This is a genomic window from Pseudomonas sp. PA27(2017), from assembly GCF_001945445.1.
GTDB lineage: Bacteria > Pseudomonadota > Gammaproteobacteria > Pseudomonadales > Pseudomonadaceae > Aquipseudomonas.
This window is the reverse complement of record NZ_MSXW01000028.1, coordinates 1-19365: the sequence shown is the minus strand read 5'-3', so window position 1 is coordinate 19365 and position 19365 is coordinate 1. Positions and strand designations below refer to the sequence as shown.

The following is a 19365-nucleotide window of genomic DNA, read 5'->3' as shown; positions in this document are numbered from 1 at the left end:
AAGGGGGGGCGGGCCTGTCAGAAATGCAGAACCAGGGTCTTTAGCGGAGGATTGCCATCGTTAGAGGGAAAGTCCGTCGCCGGTGGCAGCTGCTCGTGCTCGCGTACCGGGCGGCCGAGCTTGCTGGCGCAGCGCAGCACCTGTTCACGCCATTCATCCATGGGCACTTTCGCCAGGTTGTTGCAGCACACCAGGGTGCCGTTCTCGGCCGTGGCGAGAATCGCCGGCTTGAGCAGGCTCTGGTAATCGCGCAGCAGGTCGACGGTACCGAAGGCGCTCTTGGCCCAGGCGGGCGGGTCGAGAAACACCAGGTCGAACTGGCGTTGTTCCAGGCGCGGGTAGCTCGGCAGCTTCTGGCCACGGCGCGCGGCGATGGGCAGCCCGGCCCACTGCCGGATTGCCGGGAAGTAATCCGATTGCACGAACTGCATGGCCGGCAGAGCCGGGTTGAGCGCGCCATTTTCGCGGCCGACCGCCAGGTTGCCTTCGGCGAAGTCGAGGTTCACCACGTCGCGCGCACCGCCTGCGGCGGCATTCAGGCCTACGCCACAGGTGTAGGCGAACAGGTTGAGCACGCTCTTGCCCGCGCTGTGGCGCTGCACCCAGCCACGGGCGTTGCGCAGGTCGAGAAACAACAGTGGGTCCTGCCCTGCGTGGCGGCCGCGCACCCGGTAGTTGAGGCCCCATTCCTGGCCGACCAGGTCGACCAGCGCCGCGTCTTCGGCGACGTAGACCGGGTCACTGCGGTCGATGCGCGAGTTGCCCTTGGAGCGGTCGTTGTAGACCAGCGCCGTCTGCAGTCCAAGGAATTCGTCGACGAGCGCGTGCAGGGCCAGCAACTCGTCGCGGCCGAGCGTCTGGTGAAAGCTCTGCACCATCAGTTGCGGGCCGTAGCGGTCGACGGTCAGGCCGCCGGCGCCTTCCTGGCTGCCATGGAACAGGCGATAGCAGTCGGTGCTCTGTGCGTGCAACTCGGCGATCAGAGCGTGGCGATTGGCGAGTGCGGCGCGCACTGCCTGGTCGAGAGACGGCATGGCAGCGACTCGTAGAAAAGGGGCGCGCAGTCTACCACCCTCGCAATCGCTTAAAGGCCCGCTGAGCGTCGGCGCTGCGGTGTCGATTGCCTGACTGGCGTGCCGGGCATCGAGCGAATTCTCAATACGGCGGCAGGCCCATACGAACACGCGACCGGTGCAGCGAACCACTGCGCACCGCCCAGCGAATGATCGGCGCGATGCCATGCACGCTGCTGCGTACCAGGCGGCTGCGCAGCGGCGTCATGGGTTGATCGAGCATCTGCTGGGCCCAGTCAGGCAGCAAGTCGATGCCGGCCTGCATGAACAGCTTGCCCACCGGTGCGGCCAGCCGGCTGGGTGCGGGTGCTGCCAGCAGGATGCGCAGGATTTCCCGCGAACGTTCGTCGCACAGCAACTGGCCTCGCATGCGCTGCAGGTAGCTGTCCATCTGCACCCGGTTGCGAGGTACGCCGCGCGCGCCCAGCCGCTCGGCCACCAGGGCGATCTCGGCGTAGTAGCGATCCTGATCGGCGCCGCTCATTTGCGGGTTGAGGTAACGCAGGTGGGCCTGCAAAAAGCTGTGCACCTCGGCCACGTGCACCCAGGTCAGCAGTTCGGGATCGCTGGCGCTGTACGGGCGGCCATCCGGCGCGGTGCCGACCACGTGCAGGTGGATGCGCCTGACCTTGTCGATCAGCCAGTCGGCGTCGGCTCGGCTGGCGAAGGTGGTGCCGGATACGAACTGGCCGGTGCGGCGCAGACGGCCGAGCAGGTCTTCGCGGAAATTGGAGTGATCCCACACGCCGGCCAGCGCCAGCGGGTGCAGGGCTTGCAGCAGCAGGGCGGTGATACCGCCGATCAGCATGCTGGTGAAGTCACCATGGATGCGCCAGCACACGGCCTCCGGGCCGAACAGGCCGGGGTCGCCCTTGGGGTTTTCGAAGTCGATCTGGCCGAGGGAGATGCCACTGAGACTGAGCACCTGGCGTTCGATACGGCGGCGGATAATTTCCATGGCGCGAGCCTAATGCGCGCGAATGCCGGCCACAAGCCAGGGTTGGTTTGAGAGTGCCCCGGTTATCACCGGGTTCGCCGCTTGGCTACAGCACCGATGGACGTAGCCTGTGGACGAGCGCGGCGATACCGGGGCGCGTTGGTCAGGTGTTGAGTCGCTCGGCCACCAGGCTGTCGACCACCGCCGGATCGGCCAGGGTCGAGGTGTCGCCCAGGGTGTCCAGCTCGTTGCAGGCGATCTTGCGCAAGATGCGGCGCATGATCTTGCCCGAGCGGGTCTTCGGCAGGCCCGGCGCCCACTGGATCAGCTCCGGCTTGGCGAAGCTGCCGATTTCCTTGCCGACCAGGCTGAGCAAGTCTTTCTTCAGTTCATCGCTCGGCTCCACGCCGTTCATGGTGGTGACGAAGGCGTAGATGCCCTGGCCTTTGACGTCATGGGGGTAACCGACCACGGCGGCCTCGGCCACGGCGTCGTGCAGCACCAGGGCGCTTTCCACCTCGGCGGTACCGATGCGGTGGCCGGAGACGTTGATCACATCGTCGATGCGCCCGGTTATCCACCAGTAGCCATCCTCGTCGCGGCGCGCGCCGTCACCGCTGAAGTAGTAGCCGGGGTAGGCGGTGAAGTAGGTTTCCAGCATGCGCTGGTGGTCGCCGTACACGCTGCGGATCTGGCTCGGCCAGCTGGCCTTGATCGCCAGCACGCCGGCGCCCGGGCCGTCGATCTCCTTGCCCTGTTCGTCGAGCAATACCGGCTGCACGCCGAAGAACGGCCGCGTCGCCGAGCCCGGCTTGAGGTCGGTGGCACCGGGCAGCGGGGTGATCATGATGGCGCCGGTTTCGGTCTGCCACCAGGTGTCGACGATGGGGCAGCGCTGCTCGCCGACCACCTTGAAGTACCACTCCCAGGCCTCCGGGTTGATTGGCTCGCCGACGCTGCCGAGCAGGCGCAGGCTGCTGCGCGAGGTTTTCTTCACTGGCGCTTCGCCTTCACGCATCAGTGCGCGCAGGGCGGTCGGCGCAGTGTAGAAAATGTTCACCTGATGCTTGTCGATCACCTGCCAGAAGCGCGAGGTATCCGGGTAGTTGGGCACGCCCTCGAAAATCAGGCTGGTGGCGCCGTTGGCCAGCGGGCCGTAGACGATGTAGCTGTGCCCGGTTACCCAGCCGACATCGGCAGTGCACCAGTAGATGTCACCGTCGTGGTAGTCGAACACGTACTTGTGGGTCATCGCTGCCTGCAACAGGTAGCCGGCGGTACTGTGCAGCACGCCCTTGGGTTTGCCGGTGCTGCCCGAGGTGTAGAGGATGAACAGCGGATCCTCGGCGTCCATCGGCTCGGCGGGGCAGTCGGCGTCTACCTGCTGCACGGCCTCGCCGTACCAGAGGTCGCGCTTTTCATCCCAGCCAACTGCGTTTCCGGTGCGCTTCACCACCAGCACGGTGGACACGTTGGGGCAGCTCGCCATGGCCTTGTCGACGTTGCTCTTGAGCGGGATCAGCTTGCCGCCGCGTACCGCTTCATCGGCGGTGATCACCGTACGGCAGTCGGCGTCGAGAATGCGGTCGCGCAGCGCGTCCGGCGAGAAGCCGCCGAATACCACCGAATGCACGGCGCCGATGCGCGTGCAGGCGAGCATGGCGTAGGCCGCCTCGGGCACCATCGGCATGTAGATGCACACCCGGTCGCCTTTCTTCACGCCGCGCTTCTTGAGCACGTTGGCCAGACGGCAGACCTGCTCGTGCAGCTGCTTGTAGGTGATGGAGGCCGAATCCCTCGGATCGTCGCCTTCCCAGATCAGCGCAACCTGGTCGCCGCGCTTGGCCAGGTGGCGGTCGATGCAGTTGTGGCTGATGTTCAGCTGGCCGCCGGAGAACCAGCGGATGTCACCTTTGCTCAGGCTGCCACTGCAGACTTCGTTCCAGGGTTTGAACCAGTCGAGAAAAGCCTTGGCCTGCTCACCCCAGAAGGTCTGCGGGTCGTCGACCGACTGGCGGTAGAGGCGTTGGTAGGCGGCGTCGTCGAGGTGCGTACGCTGGCGGGCGGTGTCGCTGACGGGGTAGCGGTGAGGGAGAGACATGGCGGGTACCCTTTGTTGTTATATCCGCATGGGCGCCTCTAAAAACTACCTGCGTTGTCAGCGCGGCGTTAAAAACAGGCTCAAAATGCTCATGTACAGCTCGTACACTCCGCTTTTTCGCCTGTTTTTGCCTTGCGCTGACTGCCTCGCCAACGTTTTTAGAGACACCCAATCGACACTAAGGGTAGCAGCCAAGTTTTAGGGCGAGGGCGCAACGTATTGCAGGCGCCCGTCGCCGGGCGCCTGCAATCCTGGTCAACCGCGGTGGCGCCCGCGGAAGTAGTTGATCAGGCCCTGGGTCGAGCCGTCTTCCGCGGCGCTCGGCTCGCTACCGACCATGCGCGAGTAGACGCCCTTGCCCAGCTCTTTGCCGAGCTCCACACCCCACTGGTCGAAGGCGTTGATGCCCCAGATGGCGCTCTGGGCGAACACCTTGTGCTCGTACAGCGCCACCAGTGCGCCGAGGCGGCGCGGGCTGATGCGCTCCAGCACCAGGGTGTTGCTCGGCCGGTTGCCGGGAATCACCTTGTGCGGCGCCAGGCGCTGCACGTCGTCCTCGCCCATGCCCTTGGCGCGTAGCTCGGCTTGCGCTTCCTCGCGGGACTTGCCGAGCATCAGTGCCTGGCTCTGCGACAGGCAATTGGCGTACAGCCACTGGTGGTGATCGGCGACCGGGTTGAAGCTGACCACCGGCACGATGAAATCCGCCGGGATCAGCTGGGTGCCCTGGTGCAGCAACTGATGATAGGCGTGCTGGCCGTTGCAGCCTACGCCGCCCCAAATCACCGGGCCGGTGGCGCCGCTGACCGGGCTGCCGTCCTGGCGCACGCTCTTGCCGTTGGATTCCATGTCCAGCTGCTGCAGGTGCTTGGTGATGTTGCGCAGGTAGTGATCGTACGGCAGGATCGCCTGGCTTTGGGCATCCCAGAAATTGCCGTACCAGATGCCCAGCAAGGCCATCAGCACCGGCATGTTCTGCTCGAACGGCGCGGTCTTGAAGTGCATGTCCATGCTGTAGGCCCCGGCCAGCAGCTCTTTGAAGTTGGACATGCCGATGGACAGGGCGATCGGCAAGCCGATGGCCGACCACAGCGAATAACGCCCGCCGACCCAGTCCCACATCGGGAAGATGTTTTCCTCACGGATGCCGAAACCCACCGCCGCTTCGCGGTTGCTCGACACGGCGATGAAGTGCCGGTACAGCTCGGCTTCCGAACCGCCCTGGGCCAGGTACCAGCCGCGCGCGGCCTGGGCGTTCTTGAGGGTTTCCAGGGTGCCGAAGGATTTCGACGAAACGATGAACAGGGTGGTTTCGGCCTGCAACTTGGCCGACAGCTCATGGAATTCGCTACCGTCGATATTGGCCAGGTAATGGCAGCGCACGCCGCGCTGGGCGAACGGCAGCAGCGCCTCGGAGACCAGCTGTGGGCCGAGGAAGGAGCCGCCGATGCCGATATTGACCACGTCGGTGATCGGTTTTTCGGTGAAACCGCGCCACAGGCCGCTGTGGATACGCCCGACCAGCTCGGTCATCTGCTGCAGTACGCGCTGCACCTGGGGCATCACGTCCACACCATCGACCAGCACCTTGTCGCCCAATGGCCGGCGCAGTGCGGTGTGCAGCGCGGGGCGGCCTTCCGAGGCGTTGAGTTTCTCGCCGTCGAACATGGCGCGGATCGACTGCTCCAGGCCGACTTCACGGGCCAGGGCCATCAGCAGGGCGATGGTCTCGTCGCTGGCGAGGTTTTTCGAATAGTCGAGAAACAGCCCGCAACTGCTCAGCGAGAACTGCTCGAAACGCCGCGCATTGCCAGCGAAGGCATCGCGCATGCTGAAGTGCTGCATGGCCTGGCGGTGCTGTTGCAGCGCCTGCCAGGTGGGAAGAGCGAGAACATCGAGCGGCTGACGGTGGTACGCCATGGGGCTTCCTTGTTGAGGCTTCGGTTGGCGGTGATTCAGGCATTAAAAAGCCCGGCAGATCGTCCGGGCTTTTCAGTGTACGCGTGTAGAGGGATTTCAGTAGCCCTGATCCAAGGTGAAACTCAGGTTGTCGATCAGCCGGGTGTTACCCAGGTAGGCCGCCACCAGCACCACCAGCTCGCGGTCGCCAGGGCTGACCGCGCGCAGGCTCTGGGCCTCGCGCACTTCCAGGTAATCGGCGCGCAGGCCTGCAGCGGCGTGCTGACGCTGGGCGTCGGCAAGCAGTTCGGGTAGCTCGCGCTCGCCGCCCTGGATGGCCCCGGCGATGTGCTTGAGCGAGCGATAGAGCACGCTGGCGACGTCGCGCTGCTCGTCGCTGAGGTAGCCGTTGCGCGAGGAAAGCGCCAGGCCGCTTTCGGCGCGTACCGTCGGCTCGCCGATGATCTGGATCGGCATGTTCAGGTCGCGCACCATCGTGCGGATCACCGCCAGTTGCTGGAAGTCCTTCTGACCGAACACCGCCAGGTCCGGTTGCACCATGTTGAACAGCTTGGTGACCACCGTGGCCACGCCTTCGAAGTGCCCCGGGCGACTGGCGCCGCACAGGCCTTCGGAAACGCCGGGCACGCTGACGCGCGTCTGCTCGCCCATGCCGCCGGGGTACATCTCCTCGACGTCAGGATGAAACAGCAGGTGGCAGCCGGCGTCGATCAGGCGCTGCTGGTCGGCCTGCAGGGTGCGCGGGTACTTGTCGAGATCCTCGGCCGGGCCAAACTGCATCGGGTTGACGAAGATGCTGGCGACCACGAAATCGGTGCGCTGGGCGGCTTTTTCCACCAGGGCGGCGTGGCCGGCATGCAGGTTGCCCATGGTCGGCACCAGGCCGATCTGCTTGCCTTCCTGGCGGGCCTGGGCCACGGCGGCGCGCAGCTCGCGCACGGTCTTGACGGTGTTCATGCGGAGAATCCGTGCTCGGCGGCCGGGAAGCTGACCGCCTTGACCTCGTTGACGTAGGCGGCGAGGGCGTCCTGGATGCTCGCCTGGCCGCTCATGAAGTTCTTCACGAACTTGGCCACCCGGCCGCTCAGTGAAAGACCGAGCATGTCGTGCAGCACCAGCACCTGGCCGTCGGTTTGCGGGCCGGCGCCGATGCCGATCACCGGCACCTTGACCGCACGACTGATCTCGCCAGCCAGGTCGCTCGGAACGCATTCGAGCAGCAGCATGGCGGCGCCGGCCTGCTCCAGGGCGATGGCATCGGCGACCATCTGGCGTGCCTGGTTGTGCTCACGGCCCTGCACCTTGTAGCCACCAAGGATGTTCACCGCCTGGGGGGTCAGGCCCATGTGCGCGCACACCGGCACGCCACGTTCAGCCAGTTTGGTGATCGACTCGGCCAGCCACGCGGCGCCTTCGACCTTGACCATGTGAGCGCCGGCCTGCATCAGCAGGCCCGAGTTGTGCAGGGTCTGTTCCAGGGTGGCGTTGGCCATGAACGGCAGGTCGGCGACGATCAGTGCACCGGCGTTGCCGCGCTTGACGCTGGCCGTGTGGTAGACGCAATCGGCCATGCTCACCGGCAGGGTGCTGTCGTGCCCCTGCAGCACCATGCCCAGCGAATCACCGACCAGCAGCACTTCGACGCCCGCCTTGCAGCAGGCATCGGCGAAGGTGGCGTCGTAACAGGTCAGCATGGTGATTTTCTCACCCTTTTGCTTGAGCGCTTGAAGGGTGGTCAGGGTTACATCAGGCATGAAGGTATCCTCACTCGGAACCTGTGCGGGCCTGTTCGGGCAGGCTCTCGTGGAGCAGGTTCACGTTGGCATCGAAGGGGCAGCGACGCTGCTTCAATGTGGCCCCGGCAGGGGCAATGGGTGGCTATAGTCCCGATGGCAAGGGCGCAAGTCAATCGAATGTGTTACCGCGCTGTTACGCCGTTACCGCTGGCCGGGTGCTCGGCGTATCAGGGCAGCAGGCGCTCCAGGCCCTCGAATGGACAGGCTGCCAGTAGCTCGCTCAGTGGGCGGCCGTCGGGCAACTGCAAGTCTTCGCTGGCGATCTCCGCCAGGGGATAGAGCACGAACGCGCGGGCATGCATGTGGTAGTGCGGCACGCGCAGGCGCGGCTCGTCGATCAGCCTTTGGCCGAACAGCACGATGTCCAGATCCAGGGTGCGCGGCCCCCAGCGCTCGCCGCGTTCACGGCCCTGATCCAGCTCGATGGCCTGTAGCGCGTCGAGTAGCTGCAGCGGTTGCAACCCGGTATCCAGCGCCGCGACGGCATTGGTGTAACGGGGCTGGCCGGGCAACAGCGAGTCGCTGGCGTAGAAAGAGGACGTTGCGGCCAGGCGCGTGTGCGGCAACTGCTCGAGTGCCACCAGTGCCTGGCGCAGTTGTTCGGCGGGGTCGGCCAGGTTGCTGCCCAGGCCGATATAGACGCGTTCCATCACTTACTCGCTGGCGCCGCCGTTCTGAGGTGCGCGCTTGCGCTTGGCGCCACCGCTGCGACGACGTTTGCGCGGCGCGCTGCCGGGCTCGTCCTTGCTGGACAGGTTGCGGATCATCACCCGGCGGTCGCTGTCACTGGCGTCCTGATACTCGGTCCACCACTCGCCCAGGCCGCCGGTTTCCTCGCCGGCGCTTTCGCGCAGCAGCAGGAAGTCGTAACCGGCTCGAAAGCGCGGGTTTTCCAGCAGCAGGTCGGCGCGCTTGCCGCTGCGCCGTGGCAGGCGTTCCTGCATGTCCCAGATCTCGCGGATAGGCAAGGTGAAACGTTTCGGTACGGCAATGCGCTGGCACTGCTCGGCGATCAGCTCGTGGGCGGCTTCCTGCATGGCCGGGATGGCCGGCATGCCACGCTCCTGCAGGCGGATCACCCGCGCAGGCAGAGCGGGCCAGAGCAGGGCAGCGAACAGGAAGGCCGGAGTCACCGGCTTGCCCTGATGGATGCGCAGGTCGGTGTTGTCCAGAGCGTTGCGAATCAGCGTGTCGGTGTATTCGGGGTTCTGGCGCAGCGCCGCGGCACTGGCCGGGAACAGTTGGCCGAACAGGCCGTAATCGACCAGCAGATCGTAGGTGTAGATGGCGTAGCCGCTGAGGAACAGCTTGAGCACTTCATCGAACAGACGCGCGGCCGGGATGCCACCCAGCAGGTGCGCCAGGTCGTGGATCGGGTCGGCGCTGTGCTTCTCGATGTCGAAGTCCAGCTTGGCGGCGAAACGCACGGCGCGCAGCATGCGCACCGGGTCTTCCTGATAGCGCTGGGTCGGGTTGCCGATAAGCCGCACCAGATTGTTACGGATGTCGTGCATGCCGTTGGCGTAGTCGAGAATCCGCTCGGAAACCGGATCGTAGTAAAGCGCATTGATGGTGAAATCGCGGCGCTGGGCGTCGTCTTCCAGGGTGCCGTACACGTTGTCGCGCAGGATGCGGCCGCTCTCGTTGCGCGAGGACTGGTTGCTGTTTTCCGGCTCGTCGCCTTCCGGATGGTTGGCGCGGAAGGTGGCGGTTTCGATGATCTCGCGGCCGAAGTGCACATGCACCAGCTTGAAGCGGCGACCGATCACCCGGGCATTGCGGAACTCGGCCCGTACCTGCTCCGGCGTGGCGCTGGTGGCGACGTCGAAATCCTTGGGCTCGATGCCCAGCAGCAGGTCGCGCACGCAGCCGCCAACCAGATAAGCCTCGTAGCCTGCGTTCTGAAGGCGCTCGACCACGCTGATGGCGTGACGGCTGATCTGCCCGCGCTGGATCGGGTGCTGGTTGGTGTTCAGCACGTGCGGTGTGCTGTGGGGCTGGTGCGCACGGCGCAGCGGCGAGCGAAAGGACTTGAACAGCTTTTTCAGCATGGAGGGCACTGTATGACGAATTGAGCGGCCAGAATAAAGGAAAGGCGCAGAAATAGCGCGGATTCTAGCATCAGGTGGCTCAGAGGCGTAAGCAGGGTGGCGGGGCAGGCCGGGGCGGGAAACGACAAGGGGAGCCGAAGCTCCCCTCAAGTAGTGCGTTACGTCGTTCTTGTTATGCAGGCTGTTGTTCTTGTTGGGTGCCTGTTCCGGATCGAGTCCGGAGTACCTCCCGAGTGGGAGCAAGAGCGAACGGATTATTTTGGATGCTGACGCTACCTCAGGCCCGAGACCTCACCCAGGGGTGATGCCCGTCGACATTTATTGTTGTTATCTGTCTGGCTGTGGAGCCGAGAGGCGATCCTCTCCAAAATAATCAGTTAGCTGCGCCTTCTGCGATCTTGTTCTTATTGTGCTGAAGTCGTTACGTCTTATTTTTATTATCGTGGGTCATGCTTGTTATTGTTGTTGTGCCAGAGATAAAGCATTCAGCGTGCCAGTTTTTATTTTTCCTTTAAAATCAATATCTTAATATTTTTGTCATTTCCATGGGCAGAAAAAAGCCGGGATTCCGTTACCGTAAACCCCGGCTTTGTTACGTGTTGTCATGATCGGCGGTAACACCCACTCTAGAGCGCCGCGCGGTGCTCTATTCGCTGGCGGCGCCCGATTTGCGGCGCGGAATGCCCAGGCGCTGACGGCGTTCCCACAGGCATTTGCGGCTGATGCCCAGCTTGCGGGCCAGCTCGGTCTCGGTCATATGGTCCTGATGCTCGAGTACGAAGTGCTGGAAGTAGTCTTCCAGTGACAGGTCTTCGCTGGGGTCCTGGCTGGTCGCATTCACTGCGGCGCTCTGCGTTGCCAGGCCCATGAACACGTCTTCGTCCAGATCCTCCAGCTCGATGTCGATACCCAGCAGGTCGGCGTTGATGGTGCTGCCGTCGCAGAGGATCACCGAACGCTCGATGGCGTTCTCCAGTTCACGCACGTTGCCTGGCCAGCTGTAATGATGAATGGCCTGCTCCGCGTCCGGGCCGAAGTGCAGGTCGGTGCGGCCCATGCGCGCCGACTGGCGGGCCAGGAAGGCGCGGGCGATCTCGAGCACGTCGGCGCCGCGCTCGCGCAACGGCGGCAGCTTCAGGGCGATGACGTGCAGGCGGTAGTAAAGGTCTTCACGGAACTGGCCGGTCTTCGAAAGGGTTTTCAGGTCACGGTGGGTCGCGGCGATCAGGCGCACATCGACCTTTTGCGATTGCACCGAGCCGACCCGGCGGATCTCACCCTCCTGCAGCACGCGCAGCAGGCGCGCCTGGGCTTCCAGGGGCAGCTCGCCGATTTCGTCGAGAAACAGGGTGCCGCCGTCGGCCGCTTCCACCAGGCCGGCGCGGCTGGCGCTGGCCCCAGTGAAGGCGCCTTTCTCGTGGCCGAACAGCTCGGACTCGATCAGGGTTTCCGGAATCGCCGCACAGTTGACCGAAATCAGCGGCGCCTTGGCACGCTTGGACAGGTTGTGCAGGGCGCGGGCGACCAGCTCCTTGCCGGTGCCGGACTCGCCCTGCACCAGCACGTTGGAGTCGGTGGGCGCCACTTTGCGGATCTTGCTGTACAGCTCCAGCATGGCCGGGCTGGAGCCGATGATGCCGATTTCGCCAGTGGCCGCCTTGTCGCCCTTGTCAGCGCTGCGTGCCGCGGCAGGTGCGCCGGCGGCCTGGCTGCGCGCTTCGCGATCACGCAGGATGCGCGCTACGGCCTGGAGCATTTCGTCGTGGTCGAAGGGCTTGGCGATGTAGTCGACGGCGCCCATTTTCATCGAGTCGACCGCCGAGCGCAGGCTCGCATAGCTGGTCATGATCAGCACCGGCGCGCCCTGGGCCAGCTTGATCAGTTCGGTGCCCGGTGCGCCAGGCAGGCGCAGGTCACTGACCACCAGATCGAAGCCGGGAATATCGAAACGTTCCTGGGCTTCCTGTACCGAACCGGCTTCGCTGACCTGGTACTGATTGCGTTCGAGTAGGCGACGCAGGGCGGAGCGGATGATGGTTTCGTCTTCGACGATCAGGATATGAGGCATTTAAACGAATTCTCTCGACGGTCTCGGAACCTGCTTCCCGGTGCTGCGGCCAAGATGGGCCACGCGCATCCCCGTGAATGCGGTTCTTCGGAATTTAGTTCGCCAGTGGCATTGCCTCGATGTGCCGCGGCAGCGTCACCCGGATACGGGTGCCACGTTGCTGCTCGGGGTCGATCGGGCTGTCGATTGTTATCTGGCCATAATGCTCTTCCACGATGGAATAGACCAGCGCGAGGCCGAGTCCGGTTCCTTTTCCGGGGTCCTTGGTGGTAAAGAACGGCTCGAACAGCCGGTCCATCACACCTTTGGGAATACCGCTGCCTTCATCCTCGACGATCAGGTCGACGGTGTGTTCCGACGCTTCGCTGCGCACGCGGATCGCGCCGCCTTCGGGCGAGGCGTCGCGGGCATTGCTGAGCAGGTTGATGAGCACCTGGGCCAGGCGCTGGGGGTCGCCTCCGGCGCGGTGTGCGGGGTCGCACAGGTTGAAGAACTGCACGTCGACGCTGCGCCGGTTGAGGGCCAGCAGGCCGATGGCTTCCTGGGCGACTTCGGCCAGGCACACCGGCTCGTCCGCCTGCTGGTGGTTACCGGAGTGGGCGAAGTTCATCAGCGAGTGAACGATGCGCGTGACCCGTTTGGTCTGTTCGAGGATCTGCCCGCTGATCTCGGTGAGCTCCGGATCGCCCTCGCGTTCCTCGCGCAGGTTCTGCGCCAGGCAGGCGATGCCGGTAATCGGGTTGCCGATTTCGTGGGCCACCCCTGCGGCCAGGCGGCCGATGCTGGCCAGGCGCTCGGAGTGCACCAGCTTGTCTTCGAGCATCTGCGTATCGGTGAGGTCCTCGACCAGCAGGACCAGCCCGCTGTTACCGGGCGCCAGAGGCTCGTCGATGGCCGCCTTGTGCAGGTTCAGCCAGCGGGTCTGGCCGTCGAGGGCCAGGCGCTGTTTGTGCAGGTGCTCGTCGGGAATCTCGGTGAAACTCTGCAGCAACTCCCGCCACGGCTCGGCGAGGGTCGACAGGCGCGAGCCGACGATGCGCTGGGCGGGAATCTCGGTGAGTTCTTCCATGGCCTTGTTCCACATCAGGATCTCGTGATCCTTGGCCAGCGAACACACGCCCATGGGCAACTCCTGCAGGGTCTGGCGGTGGTAGCGGCGCAGGGCATCGAGCTCGGCGGCAAGGCCGGTGAGGCGCGAGTGGTAATCCTCCAGGCGGCTCTCGATGAAGTGGATGTCCTCGGTCACATAGCCTTCGCTGCCGGATTTGTAGGGCAGGAAGGATTCGATTATGTCCTGGGCCACGCTGGGGCCCATCAGGCCGGACAGGTTGGCCTCCAGGCGATCACGCAGGCGGCGCAGCGCGTAGGGTCGGCTCTCGTCGAAGGGCAGATGCAGGTCGCGCAGGGCCTGTTCGACCTCGCGCTGGGCGGTCTTGGCGCCCAGCGGTTTGGCCAGCTGGGCGGCGAATTCCTGGGGTGACAGGGCCAGCAGCTCACGGCGTTGCGGGCGGCGTACGTTGTCCACTGCGCAGGCTTCGGCGGCGCTGTCTTCCTCGGGGCTGGAGTCGGTGAATACCGAGACCAGGGTGAACACCAGCACGTTGATGGCCAGCGAGGCGATGGCCGCCAGGTGCCAGCTGCTGTCATCGAGCACGTAGACCAGATCCAGCACCGGCACGTACAGGCCCGGCAGCGTGCCGAGCAGTGGCAGCAGCATGCTCACGCCCCACACCGCGATACCGGCCAGCAATCCTGCAATGAAACCGCGGCGATTGGCGGTCGGCCAGTACAGCACCGAGAGCACGCCAGGCAGGAACTGCAGGGTGGCGACGAAGGAGACGATGCCCAGGTTGGCCAGGTCCTGCTGGGCGTCGAGCAGGTTGTAGAAGGCGTAGCTGGCCAGAATGATGGCGACGATCAGCGCGCGGCGCGTCCACTTCAGCCAGCGGTATATGTTGCCTTCGGCTGGCGGCTGATAGAGCGGTAGCACCACGTGGTTGAGCAGCATGCCGGACAGCGCCAGGGTGGTGACGATGATCAGCCCGCTGGAAGCCGAAAGGCCGCCGATGTAGGCGATCAGCGCGAGCGCTGGGCTGTCCACGGCGATGCCCAGGCCGAGGGTGAAATATTCCGGGCTGGTGGTCGAGCCCAGCCTTAGTCCGGCCCACAGCACCAGGGGCACCGCCAGGCTCATCAGCAGCAGGAACAGTGGCAGGCCCCAACTGGCGCTGACCAGGGCGCGTGGGTTGAGGTTCTCGGTAAAGGTCATGTGGTACATGTGCGGCATGACGATCGCCGAAGCGAAGAACACCAGCAGCAGGGTGCGCCATGGGCCTTCCTGCAGGGGCGTGTGCAGGCTGGCCAGGGCAGCCTGGTTGAGCACCAGCCATTGCTCCAGCTCGCGGGGGCCGTCGAATACCGCATACAGGGCGTAAAGGCCGATGGCGCACATGGCCAGCAGCTTGACCACCGACTCGAAGGCGATGGCGAACACCAGGCCTTCGTGTTTTTCCCGGGTGGCCAGGTGACGCGCACCGAACAGGATGGTCACCAGGATGAACAGCCCGCAGAACGCCAGGGCGACCTGTGGCTGCACCGCCTCGCGGGTGAGGATGCCGATGGCATCGGTCACCGCCTGGATCTGCAGGGCCAGCAGCGGCAGCACGGCTATCAGCATGCACAGGGTGCTCAGCGCACCGGCCCAGGTACTACGGAAACGGAAGGCGAACAGGTCGGCCAGCGACGACAACTGATAGGTGCGGGTGATGCGCAGGATGGGGTAGAGCAGCACCGGGGCGAGCAGGAAGGCGCCGGTCACGCCCAGGTAACTGGCCAGGAAGCCGTAGCCGTACTGATAGGCCAGGCCGACACTGCCATAGAAGGCCCAGGCGCTGGCGTACACACCCAACGACAGGGTGTAGGTCAGTGGGTGACGGATGAAGCGGCGCGGAATCAGGCCGCGGTCGGCGCACCAGGCGACGGCGAAAAGCACCAGCAGGTAGGCGGCGCTGATCAGCATCAGCCCACCGAGGCTAAAGTTCATCGGCATTCACGGCTCGGCGAGTCAGGGGCGGCGGCGGGTTTTGGCTGGCGCATCGGGTCAGAGCTCGTCGGCATCGCGCTGGCTCTGCAGGATGAAGGTCACCACGATGAGGATCAGCCACAGCATGTAGGGGCGGTACCAGGCACCGTTGGGATCGATCCACCAGTCCATGATGGCAGGCGAGAACAGGTAGATGCCGACTACCAGAATCAGAACCAATCGATAGATATACATGCCGCGTCTCGCTACTGGATGTGTCGATGGTAACGGAAGCGCAGGGCGCTGGCGAAGGGGCATCGTGCGGCGCTGGGGCGTGGCAGTGCGCTGGCGCATATCTTGCTGGCCGATCGACGCCCACAGCGGCTACGCTTTCACGGCGCGAGAAGTTGCCGCGCCATCGATGCACTGCACTGGAATCTTCATGCCTGATCTGCTTGCCTGTTACCTGCCTGACGAGGCGGCCTATGACGAACTGCTCGACCGCCACGGGCAGCCGCGCGCGCACTGGCGGCCTGTGCTGAGCCAACTGCGGCGCAATACGCCCGCGCAGTTGCAGCAGCGTCAGGCCATGGTCACCCGGCAGATCCAGGCCAACGGCGTCACCTACAACGTCTACGCCGATCCCGATGGCGCCGATCGGCCCTGGGAGCTGGACCTGCTGCCCAATCTGATTCCGGCGGCCGAATGGCAGGCCATTGCTGCGGGCGTGGCGCAGCGCGCGGGCCTGCTCGACAAGGTGCTGGCCGACCTTTATGGCCCTCAGCAGTTGCTCGCCGATGGGTTGCTGCCGCCGGAACTGGTGTTCGGCCATGAAAGCTTTCTGTGGCCGTGCCAGGGTGTGCAGCCGCCCGGCAGCACTTACCTGCATCTGTACGCGGTGGACCTGGCCCGCTCGGCGGACGGCCAGTGGCGGGTGATTGCCGATCGCACCCAGGCGCCGGCCGGTGCCGGTTTCGCCCTTGAAAACCGGCAGATCATCTCGCGGGCCTTTCCCGAGCTGTATCGCGATCTTGGCGTGCAGCACCTGGCCAGTTTCTTTCGCACTCTGCAGGACACCCTGACCAGCCAGGCGCCGGCCGGCAACGACACGCCGCTGGTGGTTGTGCTGACCGCCGGGCGTTTCAACGAGAGCTACTTCGAGCACCTGTACCTGGCGCGCCAGCTCGGCTACCCGCTGGTGGAAGGCAGCGACCTGACCGTGCGCGACGCCACGCTCTACCTGAAGACGCTCGCGGGGTTGCAGCGGGTGCATGCTGTGCTGCGCCGCCTCGATGACGATTTCTGCGACCCCCTGGAGCTGCGCAGCGATTCGGCGCTCGGCGTGCCCGGGTTGCTGGAAGTGGTACGCCAGGGTCGCGTGCTGATGGCCAATGCCCTGGGCTGCGGCCTGCTGGAGGCACCGGGCTTGAGTGCATTCCTGCCGGCGATCAGCGAGCGATGGCTCGGCGAGCCGCTGTCGTTGCCTGGCATTACCAGTGCCTGGTGCGGGGAGGCGCCGGTACTGGCCCAGGTGCTCGAAGACCTGCCGAACTGGCTGATTCGCCCCTGTTCGGCGGCCCAGCGTCTGACGCCTGGGCACGGCGGCAGCCCTGATGCCGAACAACTGGCCAGCCGCCTGCGTCAGCAGCCCGAGGCCTATGTGGTCCAGGCGCCCGTGCAACTGTCCCAGGCGCCGGTGTGGCTCGGCGAGCAGGGCATGCAGCCGCGCACCATCGGCATGCGCGTGTTCGCCGTGGCCAGCGGCGACGGCTATCGGGTGATGCCTGGCGGCCTGACCCGGGTGGCCGTGGCCGCCGATACCGAGGTGGTGTCGATGCAGCGCGGCGGCGTCAGCAAGGACACCTGGGTGTTGGGCGAGCGCCAGGCGCCGAGTGAGCAATGGCAGGGCACGCGCGCCCTGGGCGCTGCCGATCTGGTGCGCAGCGATCCCTACCTCCCGTCGCGGGTGGTGGAAAACCTGTTCTGGTTCGGGCGCTACAGCGAGCGCTGCGAGGACAATGCGCGGCTGTTGCGCATCATGCTGGCGCGCTACGTCGATGACGACGACGACCCGCGTGCGCTGCAGGCGATGTTCCAGCTCGCCGAAAAGCTCGGCACCCTGCCCGATGAAGCTCACGGCAGCGTGGAGGCGCGTCTGCGTGAGGCGCTGCTCGGCACCGAGTGGCCAGCCAGCGTGCGCGTCAACCTGCAGCGCCTGCAATGGACGGCCGGCAGCGTGCGCGGCAAGCTGTCCCAGGCCAACTGGCAGGCCATGGTGGAGTTGCAGCGCGACCTGCAACGCCTGGAGGGCCGTGAAGGCGACCTCGGGCAACTACTGGATGTACTCAATCGGCTGATGATCTCGCTGGCTGCGCTGTCCGGGTTCGCCCTCGATGACATGACCCGTGATGACGGCTGGCGCTTCCTGATGATCGGCCGCTGTATCGAGCGCCTGCAGTTTCTTTGCGACAGCATCGGTGGCTTCCTGCGCATCGGCGCCAGCGACGACGCTTCGGCACTGGACTGGCTGCTGGAACTGGGCAACAGCTCGATCACTTACCGCACGCGCTACATGGCCAGCGCGCAGCTGATTCCAGTGCTCGACCTGCTGCTGCTCGATGAGCGCAACCCGCACGCCGTGCTGTATCAGCTGCGCCTGCTGCTGCGTGCCCTGAAACGCCTCGCCCAGGGCTTCGACATCCCGGCCAATCCCGAGCTCGCGCAACTCGAACGTCGCCTGAGCGCCTTCGATCTCCACAGCCTGGAGAACCCGTTGTTCGGCAGCGGCGGCATTCGCGCGGTGCTCGAAGGACTGGTCGGGCTGCTCGATGCCATCGGCCAGGCCGCCGGAGCGGTTTCCGAGCAACTGAGCCTGCGCTTCTTCGCCCACGTGGCTGCCAGCCAGGGAACCCAGTCGTCATGAGTCGCCGTTATCAGGTGCTGCACGACACCCATTACCGCTATGCGGCGCCGGTTTCCCTGGCCCAGCAGCTGGCGCATCTGTGGCCGCGCGACTGTCCGTGGCAGCGCTGCCTGATGCACGACCTGCAGGTCGGTCCGCAGCCCTGCCAGCGTCACGATGGCGTCGATGTGTTCGGTAACCCGCTGACCCGCCTGGCCTTCGAGCGGCCCCACGACGCTCTGCACGTACGGGCGCAATTGACCGTCGAAGTGCTGCCGCGCCGTCCGGTCGACCTGCACGGCTCGCCATCCTGGACCACCGTACGCCAGGCCCTGCGCTACCAGCGACGCGCCTGGGCTACAGAGGCGCTGGAGGCGCTGCGCTACCGATTCGCCTCGCCCTACGTGGGCCTGGAACCGGCTTTCGAAGCCTTCGCGGCCGACTGCTTCCCAGCCGAGCGCCCACTGCTGGAGGCGGTGCAGGCGCTGATGCAGAAGATCCACGGCGAGTTCACCTTCGACGCCAGCGCCACCCTGGTGGCGACGCCGCTGGCGAGCGTGCTCGAGCAGCGGCGCGGGGTGTGCCAGGACTTCGCTCATCTGATGCTCGCCTGTCTGCGCTCGCGGGGGCTCGCCGCCCGCTATGTCAGCGGCTACCTGCTGACCCAGCCACCGCCGGGGCAGGCGCGGCTGGTCGGTGCCGATGCTTCCCACGCCTGGGTATCGGTGTATTGCCCGGACAACGGCTGGGTGGATTTCGACCCCACCAACAACCTGCTGCCGGCACTGGAGCACATCACCCTGGCCTGGGGACGTGATTTCGGGGACGTGTCACCCCTGCGCGGGGTGATTCTCGGCGGCGGCCATCATGACCCTGATGTGCAGGTGACGGTCACGCCGCTTTAGTCTGCTCAGCTTGCAAGCACACGGATGACCGCGACCAGTTGGAAGGCGCAGAAGAAGCCGAGCGCGATGCGCAGCGGGGTGGACAGGTTGCTGCCGAGGCTCTCGCTCAGCGGTTGCAGCATGAAGTGTGGGGTCAGGGCCAGGCCGATGATTAGCGAAACCACGGCGAACATCGAAAAGAACTCGCTGCTCATCGGCGCAACGCCCGAGGCGAAACCGTACAGCAGGCAAGCAATGGCCACGGCGAAGAACGCTGCGCAAATCAGACGCTCCTTGGGTGTCCAGGACGAGAAGTTCACGGGGTCAAGCTCCACAGGCTAGAAGAAGGGAGCGCAGTATAAGGAAAGGCGCATGCCTGGGCAGTAGGCTGTTACAAAGTAACGCCGGCGCGAGGGCGCCCGGCCGGAGCCAGCTTTCACGGGGCGGATCGTAAGCAGGCTTTTAGAGCCTGTTCAAAGTCTTATCTGCGCATGAAGCGGCAACTACAAGGCAGGAGCAGACACTCAAACCAACCTGTGGGAGCCCCGACCTCGGGGCGAAACGATTGCAGCCTGACTGCCTATTTCGGCGGTGCCTGAGCGATTCGCCGC

The 19365-nt window shown here is 65.2% G+C and carries 14 protein-coding genes; 2 read left to right on the top strand and 12 right to left on the bottom strand.

Annotated features, from left to right (window positions below):
• Positions 1-17: 17 nt before the first annotated feature.
• The 11 genes from BVH06_RS15870 to BVH06_RS25480 all read right to left on the bottom strand — a co-directional run bounded on the left by BVH06_RS15870 (position 18) and on the right by BVH06_RS25480 (position 15223).
• Complete coding sequence (locus BVH06_RS15870) at positions 18-1034, bottom strand: class I SAM-dependent rRNA methyltransferase (protein ID WP_075934731.1); 1017 nt, start codon at positions 1032-1034, stop codon at positions 18-20.
• A gap of 121 nt (positions 1035-1155) precedes the next feature.
• Complete coding sequence (locus tag BVH06_RS15865; protein WP_075934730.1) at positions 1156-2031, bottom strand: oxygenase MpaB family protein; 876 nt, start codon at positions 2029-2031, stop codon at positions 1156-1158.
• Between the two features lie 142 nt (positions 2032-2173).
• A complete protein-coding gene (gene acs / locus BVH06_RS15860) occupies positions 2174-4111 on the bottom strand; it encodes an acetate--CoA ligase (protein ID WP_075934729.1) in 1938 nt (645 codons plus the stop codon).
• A 255-nt stretch (positions 4112-4366) separates the two neighbouring features.
• The gene (pgi, locus tag BVH06_RS15855; protein ID WP_075934728.1) at positions 4367-6031 is read right to left on the bottom strand and encodes a glucose-6-phosphate isomerase; all 1665 of its coding nucleotides are present in this window, start codon (positions 6029-6031) and stop codon (positions 4367-4369) included.
• A gap of 96 nt (positions 6032-6127) precedes the next feature.
• Positions 6128-6988: a pantoate--beta-alanine ligase gene (gene panC, locus BVH06_RS15850; RefSeq protein WP_075934727.1), complete on the bottom strand. Its 861-nt coding sequence runs from the start codon at positions 6986-6988 to the stop codon at positions 6128-6130.
• The gene (gene panB, locus BVH06_RS15845; protein ID WP_075934726.1) at positions 6985-7785 is read right to left on the bottom strand and encodes a 3-methyl-2-oxobutanoate hydroxymethyltransferase; all 801 of its coding nucleotides are present in this window, start codon (positions 7783-7785) and stop codon (positions 6985-6987) included. Before panB ends, panC begins: the two co-directional genes overlap by 4 nt.
• 209 nt (positions 7786-7994) lie before the next feature.
• On the bottom strand, positions 7995-8477 hold the full coding sequence (gene folK, locus BVH06_RS15840) for a 2-amino-4-hydroxy-6-hydroxymethyldihydropteridine diphosphokinase (protein ID WP_075931792.1): 483 nt from the start codon (positions 8475-8477) through the stop codon (positions 7995-7997).
• 3 nt (positions 8478-8480) lie between these two features.
• A complete protein-coding gene (locus tag BVH06_RS15835) occupies positions 8481-9878 on the bottom strand; it encodes a polynucleotide adenylyltransferase PcnB (protein ID WP_075934725.1) in 1398 nt (465 codons plus the stop codon).
• Between the two features lie 646 nt (positions 9879-10524).
• On the bottom strand, positions 10525-11946 hold the full coding sequence (locus tag BVH06_RS15830; protein WP_075931790.1) for a sigma-54 dependent transcriptional regulator: 1422 nt from the start codon (positions 11944-11946) through the stop codon (positions 10525-10527).
• 94 nt (positions 11947-12040) lie between these two features.
• A complete protein-coding gene (locus BVH06_RS15825) occupies positions 12041-14995 on the bottom strand; it encodes a sensor histidine kinase (protein ID WP_168172917.1) in 2955 nt (984 codons plus the stop codon).
• Positions 14996-15046: 51 nt separating this feature from the next.
• Positions 15047-15223 (bottom strand): hypothetical protein, encoded by a 177-nt coding sequence (locus BVH06_RS25480; RefSeq protein ID WP_042556252.1) that lies wholly within the window; start codon positions 15221-15223, stop codon positions 15047-15049.
• Positions 15224-15410: 187 nt separating this feature from the next.
• Here BVH06_RS25480 and BVH06_RS15820 point away from each other — a divergent pair, with 187 nt between their 5' ends.
• The gene (locus BVH06_RS15820) at positions 15411-17891 is read left to right on the top strand and encodes a circularly permuted type 2 ATP-grasp protein (RefSeq protein ID WP_075934724.1); all 2481 of its coding nucleotides are present in this window, start codon (positions 15411-15413) and stop codon (positions 17889-17891) included.
• Positions 17888-18775: a transglutaminase family protein gene (locus BVH06_RS15815; RefSeq protein WP_075931788.1), complete on the top strand. Its 888-nt coding sequence runs from the start codon at positions 17888-17890 to the stop codon at positions 18773-18775. The genes BVH06_RS15820 and BVH06_RS15815 overlap by 4 nt, the downstream gene beginning before the upstream one ends.
• Positions 18776-18780: 5 nt before the next feature.
• On the opposite strand, the gene BVH06_RS15810 is transcribed toward BVH06_RS15815, so the two are convergent.
• Entirely contained in the window at positions 18781-19074 is a 294-nt protein-coding gene (locus BVH06_RS15810; RefSeq protein WP_075934723.1) for a hypothetical protein, read from the bottom strand.
• Positions 19075-19365 lie beyond the last annotated feature (291 nt).

Bases quoted from the DNA above. Each gene is read 5' to 3' on its own strand.
- BVH06_RS15870 (WP_075934731.1), bottom strand. From the start codon at position 1,034: ATGCCGTCTCTCGACCAGGCAGTGCGCGCCGCACTCGCCAATCGCCAC.
- BVH06_RS15865 (WP_075934730.1), bottom strand. From the start codon at position 2,031: ATGGAAATTATCCGCCGCCGTATCGAACGCCAGGTGCTCAGTCTCAGT.
- acs (WP_075934729.1), bottom strand. From the start codon at position 4,111: ATGTCTCTCCCTCACCGCTACCCCGTCAGCGACACCGCCCGCCAGCGT.
- pgi (WP_075934728.1), bottom strand. From the start codon at position 6,031: ATGGCGTACCACCGTCAGCCGCTCGATGTTCTCGCTCTTCCCACCTGG.
- panC (WP_075934727.1), bottom strand. From the start codon at position 6,988: ATGAACACCGTCAAGACCGTGCGCGAGCTGCGCGCCGCCGTGGCCCAG.
- panB (WP_075934726.1), bottom strand. From the start codon at position 7,785: ATGCCTGATGTAACCCTGACCACCCTTCAAGCGCTCAAGCAAAAGGGT.
- folK (WP_075931792.1), bottom strand. From the start codon at position 8,477: ATGGAACGCGTCTATATCGGCCTGGGCAGCAACCTGGCCGACCCCGCC.
- BVH06_RS15835 (WP_075934725.1), bottom strand. From the start codon at position 9,878: ATGCTGAAAAAGCTGTTCAAGTCCTTTCGCTCGCCGCTGCGCCGTGCG.
- BVH06_RS15830 (WP_075931790.1), bottom strand. From the start codon at position 11,946: ATGCCTCATATCCTGATCGTCGAAGACGAAACCATCATCCGCTCCGCC.
- BVH06_RS15825 (WP_168172917.1), bottom strand. From the start codon at position 14,995: ATGCCGATGAACTTTAGCCTCGGTGGGCTGATGCTGATCAGCGCCGCC.
- BVH06_RS25480 (WP_042556252.1), bottom strand. From the start codon at position 15,223: ATGTATATCTATCGATTGGTTCTGATTCTGGTAGTCGGCATCTACCTG.
- BVH06_RS15820 (WP_075934724.1), top strand. From the start codon at position 15,411: ATGCCTGATCTGCTTGCCTGTTACCTGCCTGACGAGGCGGCCTATGAC.
- BVH06_RS15815 (WP_075931788.1), top strand. From the start codon at position 17,888: ATGAGTCGCCGTTATCAGGTGCTGCACGACACCCATTACCGCTATGCG.